Here is a 5330-nt window from a genome sequence, read left to right as displayed (position 1 = left end):
GACCAGGTATCTTGGATGGAAGCGTTTTCTTAAGACTGAAATCTTCTCAGAAGATGGGTTATTAGAAAGGATTTCAAAACACTAGGTAAAACCACTTTTAAGCTAAACACCGCCAAAGCAACATATTAGAAAACGTCATATCATACGGCATACGACAATTTATGAATAAAATTATCACACTAATTAGCGTGCTTTTTTTATTACTGCATAACCATAGTGTTTCTGCTGAACCTGTCTCGACAGAGAATAATGAAAACATACAAAGCACAAGCCTTTCTGAATTACTTATTCGGTTTGTTTCTGGCGCAGAATTCAATGCAACAATTTATTATGGTGATGTTAGCGATAGCGTGGAAAACCTAAAACGAGTGTGGACCTTTTATGAACGACAACATCAGTTTTGGCTACCAGTAGGAACGCGCGTATTAATTATTACCTATGCATCCCTCCCCACCGGCTGGGAACTTCTGGCGGCCCTTATGACAGGTGATCTGGATATCCCCGAAGAAGCCGTCTGCCACTACTTTACGGTTCAGGCGGCAGGATTTTCCACCGTGGATTACCGAGGGACATATACCTATCCTGTATTCCATATTTCAGATCCAACCGTCTTCAAGCCTCTATTTAACTCTGAAGACAACCATGTTACGACTTCAGGCATATGTCACTGGCCGGATCCTGTCTATGAAAATTTCGCAACACAGGAATAACATGGTAGGCCTCGCTAAAAACACGCCCCAGTCTATTTCCAAAACCTTCCCATGATTGAATTACCCGTTAGAGAGGGCTCGTATCGTTATAAGGGGCGTTCATACCCACGCCCCTTGAGAAAGAATCACTTTATCAACGTGACATTAAATGATTAAGGTAACAACCGCGCGCATATTAAAAGCATGCATATAAGCAGAGGTGGAGACCTGCGTTTTATCTATAGTCAGCAATTTGACAATATGCTGACTATAGATAAAACATTCACACTCTTTGCTATCTCATTGTTTTTATTCATTTATAAACTTTACCACAACCTAATTCTGGACAAATTTACTCGTATTAACCTATACATTCTCGCCTTGATGCCATTGGAGTTAAAAAAATGGACAACCTGTCCCATTATGTCATCCGCAGCGGCACAGAAGGCGCAAAAAGAATGCGTCTGATAGCCCCGCTTATCGCTACCGATACCAACGCCCTGCTTGACAGAGTTGGGCTGAATAATGGCCTTGAGTGCCTGGACATAGGCTGCGGCAACGGTGCGGTTTCACTTGAACTCGCCCGGCGGGTCGGGCCTGACGGCCATGTAACAGGCGGTGATATTGATGACATCAAATTAACCATGGCGCGCACTGAAGCTCACCTGCAGGGCATTGAGAATGTCACGTTCAAACACATGGATGTCAGAAACATGCATGAAAACTGTTGTTATGACGTGATCTATGCCCGATTCCTGTTGACTCACCTACCATCTCCATCCCAGGCGCTGAATGTGCTTTATCAACACTTAAGTCCTGGCGGCAGCATTATTCTTGAAGATATTGATTTTAAAGGTAATACATCTTACCCAGACTGCCCGGCACTTGAGCGTTATCAGGCGCTCTACTGCACTTGCGTCAAACAGCGGGGAGGAGACCCTTTCATTGGCATAAAACTACCGTCACTGCTGAGGCAAAACCATTTTACAAATATCAGGATGGCGGCGGTACAGAATCTGGGCATGGAAGGGGATATTAAGCTGATCAGCGCGATCACCATGGAAAACATTGCTGACTCCTTACTGAATGATGGTCTGGCCAGCACATCCGAAATCGATGAAATCATCACTGAACTGTATGCTTTCGCAAACAACCCTGACACCATTGCCGGTATGCCACGTGTCATCCAGGCTTGGGGCTACCGACCAATCAACGAGTAAAGGCCGTAACCCCATAGTAAGGCGCTTACTAACTACACTTACTCTGCCTACATCAACAAAAACGCCACAAAATCGTCATAAAACCTAAAAAATACACATCCCATGCACGTTTTTGGAAGGTTGATTTAGCCTTTCTTGTGGGAGAAACCCTGACCGGTAAATTCAGTCGTTAACAACTCATCCAGGGGCCTGTTTTCCTCCATAGCCCGGCACTGAAGTCGGCGCCAGCGGATCGCATATTCATCCGCTGATTCACGTACCAGAAACCGGAGGGAAACACCCGCAACAAAGACCACAACACCGGCCAGGGCAGGTATAGGTGACTCAATAGAGAACACCAGAGTGATCAACTCATACCCTATCAAGCTCCCACCCACCATACCGGCGACAAAGGACATATGACTTAACAAATTGTCTGCGAATACCAGATTGGCAATTCGTTGGTTACTAAGACGACCAAGAAACCAGCACCACACTGATCAACTCCTCCTGTATTCTGCTGCCAGAAAGCAGAAAAAGAGCCTACATTGCAGGACTAAACCTTGCGCGCTCTGAATGCATTAAAAAATATGCTATTGATGGATACGCTGAATACTGTCAACGATGGCTATGATTCTTCAAGGTGAGATCCCCCATGACTGCCTATCCGGTCAGCCGCAGTATTGGCAGATGCATCTGCACACAAACAACCCTTTATCTCATTTTTCATAAGCGACAGATGGTACACGCTTTCAAAGCCGCTTCAATAGATCAATCCCATCACTCCTGAAGATGGACAAATAACACGATAAAGCACTGATCTTCCACTATGGCCCACTTATTTTTTCTTCGCACCTGAACCACCACGATAATTTTTACGGTGCATTCCCCAAATCAATGTCGTTCTGCAGAACGATTGACTTACCTTGGGGGCAAAAACAGGCATTTCCCCCCCCCATAAATATCACTATACCCATGCCATGAATGCGTCGCTGTCACTATCAATGACGAACCCTACCGAAAAATGACTCTCGCCTCGGCTATCCCATAGACAGGCACAGCGCCAGTACAACCTGCCTACGTACAAAACCGATACACCGATGATCGCTTTTTTGATCTGCGTTAAAACATGCCAGGTATCCTTTCGGCATATTAATGCCCTTCTGCGACTATTGAACTCGCAACAAAAGGAAGATCATGTTGTACACATCGCTTACCAGGGCATTTTGCCTGGGTGGTATGGTATTGTTTATTGCCGCCTGCCAACCCGACAAGCCCTCAATGACTGCACCTGCTGCTTACACAACAATCAATACACAGCAGTTGTCACAAAAGCTGACGACATCCCAATACACACTGATTGATACCCGAAGTCCCGATGCTTTCAATGGCTGGACATTGCAGGGTGAACAGCGGGGCGGGCACATCCCGGGCGCCAAACTTCTGTCTGCTGACTGGATTACCCGTGACCTTCCCGAACTGGACACGGCGTATCAACGCACGGGTATTCAGCCAGACCAATCTATCATCATCTATGGGTATGACCGCGAACAAAGCACGACTGTGGCTAACTGGCTCGTGAGTGAAATGGGGCACAACCTCGATCATATCTCGATCCTGAAAGGCGGCTACAACCAGTGGGCAGCCGTCGAGGCCAACCCCGTCGATCATTTGCCCGGGTATCATTCACTGGTTCCCCCGACGGCTCTTAATGAACAGATCAAAAACAATCCACAACTGAAAGTCGTTGAGATAGGTTGGGATGGCGGCAAGGGAAAATCCTACCGCAAAGGCCATATCCCCGGCGCCTTGTACTGGGATGATCTGGAGTTTGAACACCCCCCCATTTATGAACTCAACGATGTTGAAGATATCCGGACATCACTGCAACGACTTGGCATCGACAAAAATACGCCGGTTGCCGTATATAGCACGGACTCCATCGGAGCGGCCCGTGGCGCATCGGTCATGAAATATGCCGGTGTCAGCGATGTGGTGATGCTCAATGGTGGTAAGGACGCCTGGTCCGCTGCCGGTCTTTTGCTGGATACAGGATGGGTTCAACCCATACCGATAGAAACCTTTGGTGTTACTGGTCCGGGCAATGCCAGTGTCGTGATTGATATCGAGCAGGCCAAAGCACTGCGGAAGCAGCACGATGGCGCGTTGGTCAGCATTCGCAGCTGGGAAGAGTATGTAGGTGATATCAGTGGCTACGGTTATTTCCAGAAAAAAGGCCGGATAACCGGTGCGCTCTGGGGACAGTCCGGCGACTCTGCCTGGGATATGAACGACTACCACAATCCGGATCACACCATGCGGAACTACCGTGAAATTGAAGCTTTCTGGCATCAGTGGGGTATCCACCCGGACAGCATGGAGCTGGCGTTCTATTGCGGCAATGGCTGGAGAGCATCTGAAGTCTGGTGGTACGCCCAGGCCATGGGATACAAAAACAACCAGATATACAGCAGTGGGTGGATGCGCTGGAAAAATGATCCGGAAAACCCCGTATCAACGGGGAACATCACCCGAGAAGACAGCCTTAAGGCCTGGCGTATTGCCTCGGGAAACCACTCACCGGGAGTATTAGCCGCCGAAAAAGTCGACATTGTTACAACCCACTGATGTAAAAAAATACCCTGCCCTCTTTCTATAGAGTGTTTGGAAGGGGGCATTTATGAAGCGGTACCCGTTTGTTCCAAATCCAGCAACCAGCCAAGGACAGTAATATTATCGCTAGATCCTGAGCGGAAAACCTGTTCTGCCAAATCCTTGGTTACCTTTTTCATACAGCCGTGCTTTGTATAGTTCTCACAAATAAAAGCACCAATATTCCCAACACTATCCACTTCTGATACACCGTCTGAGTAACAGATCACCAAATGCTTATTACCCTGTAGGGACTTCACGCTGGTACGCCCCACGTTAGCTCGAGCTGTCAGCGCGCCACCATAATAGGGATCACCAAATGCACTGCTCATACTGAGTTGGGGTACTCCTTTAGTGCATCTAACTCCCAGGACTTTTTCATGGCCGGGCGCAGTGTCTGCATTCAACGTCCCGCCATACAGGGCTACACGTCTGGCGGTTGCTTTCTCTGTCATCAGCTCTTCTGCACTTAATTGCTTTACGGTACCCGTCGTCGGGGTAATGAGCAGAGTTGTGCTATCACCAATATTGCAGGCGTAAAGATGCTCTCGATGATACAAAAAAATCGCTGCGGTTGATCCATCATCACCGGTATAGCAATGAGTCATCTTTACTGACGTCATAACCAGAGCATTATAAAATGCATCCAACGACCAGCCGGAACGACAGCTTTCACTAAGCTCCCCTTTCAGCACATCACCAAATTGACTAGGGAACCTGCGATTAAGTCCCCGATAATAAGCTAATCTCCTCTCAGCCCTTGCTGGAGATTAGCCATGGACCAACAGCT

The 5330-nt window shown here is 47.6% G+C and carries 5 protein-coding genes; 3 read left to right on the top strand and 2 right to left on the bottom strand.

Features of this window, described 5'->3' with window-relative positions:
* The first annotated feature begins 161 nt into the window (after nt 1–161).
* Entirely contained in the window at nt 162–710 is a 549-nt protein-coding gene (locus tag ABD892_RS11890) for a hypothetical protein (protein ID WP_345195902.1), read from the top strand.
* Between the two features lie 383 nt (nt 711–1093).
* Nucleotides 1094–1909, top strand: coding sequence for a class I SAM-dependent methyltransferase (locus tag ABD892_RS11885; protein WP_345195900.1), 816 nt, complete (start codon nt 1094–1096; stop codon nt 1907–1909).
* A gap of 125 nt (nt 1910–2034) precedes the next feature.
* Here the strand turns inward: ABD892_RS11885 and ABD892_RS11880 are convergent, their stop codons facing one another.
* Nucleotides 2035–2385, bottom strand: a complete 351-nt coding sequence (locus ABD892_RS11880; RefSeq protein ID WP_345195899.1) for a hypothetical protein — start codon at nt 2383–2385, stop codon at nt 2035–2037.
* Nucleotides 2386–3085: 700 nt separating this feature from the next.
* Here ABD892_RS11880 and ABD892_RS11875 point away from each other — a divergent pair.
* A complete protein-coding gene (locus ABD892_RS11875; RefSeq protein ID WP_345195898.1) occupies nt 3086–4516 on the top strand; it encodes a rhodanese-like domain-containing protein in 1431 nt (476 codons plus the stop codon).
* 50 nt (nt 4517–4566) lie between these two features.
* Here the strand turns inward: ABD892_RS11875 and ABD892_RS11870 are convergent, their stop codons facing one another.
* Complete coding sequence (locus tag ABD892_RS11870) at nt 4567–5190, bottom strand: PP2C family serine/threonine-protein phosphatase (protein WP_345195896.1); 624 nt, start codon at nt 5188–5190, stop codon at nt 4567–4569.
* Nucleotides 5191–5330 lie beyond the last annotated feature (140 nt).

The sequence above is a fragment of the Kistimonas scapharcae genome, assembly GCF_039540975.1.
Lineage (GTDB): Bacteria > Pseudomonadota > Gammaproteobacteria > Pseudomonadales > Endozoicomonadaceae > Kistimonas > Kistimonas scapharcae.
The sequence above is the reverse complement of the archived record's forward strand: the minus strand, read 5'-3'. Positions and strand labels throughout refer to the sequence as shown.

What these genes read in the sequence shown, in the direction of transcription:
- ABD892_RS11885 (WP_345195900.1), top strand. Translation starts at nt 1,094, where the DNA reads ATGGACAACCTGTCCCATTATGTCATCCGCAGCGGCACAGAAGGCGCA.
- ABD892_RS11875 (WP_345195898.1), top strand. Translation starts at nt 3,086, where the DNA reads ATGTTGTACACATCGCTTACCAGGGCATTTTGCCTGGGTGGTATGGTA.
- ABD892_RS11890 (WP_345195902.1), top strand. Translation starts at nt 162, where the DNA reads ATGAATAAAATTATCACACTAATTAGCGTGCTTTTTTTATTACTGCAT.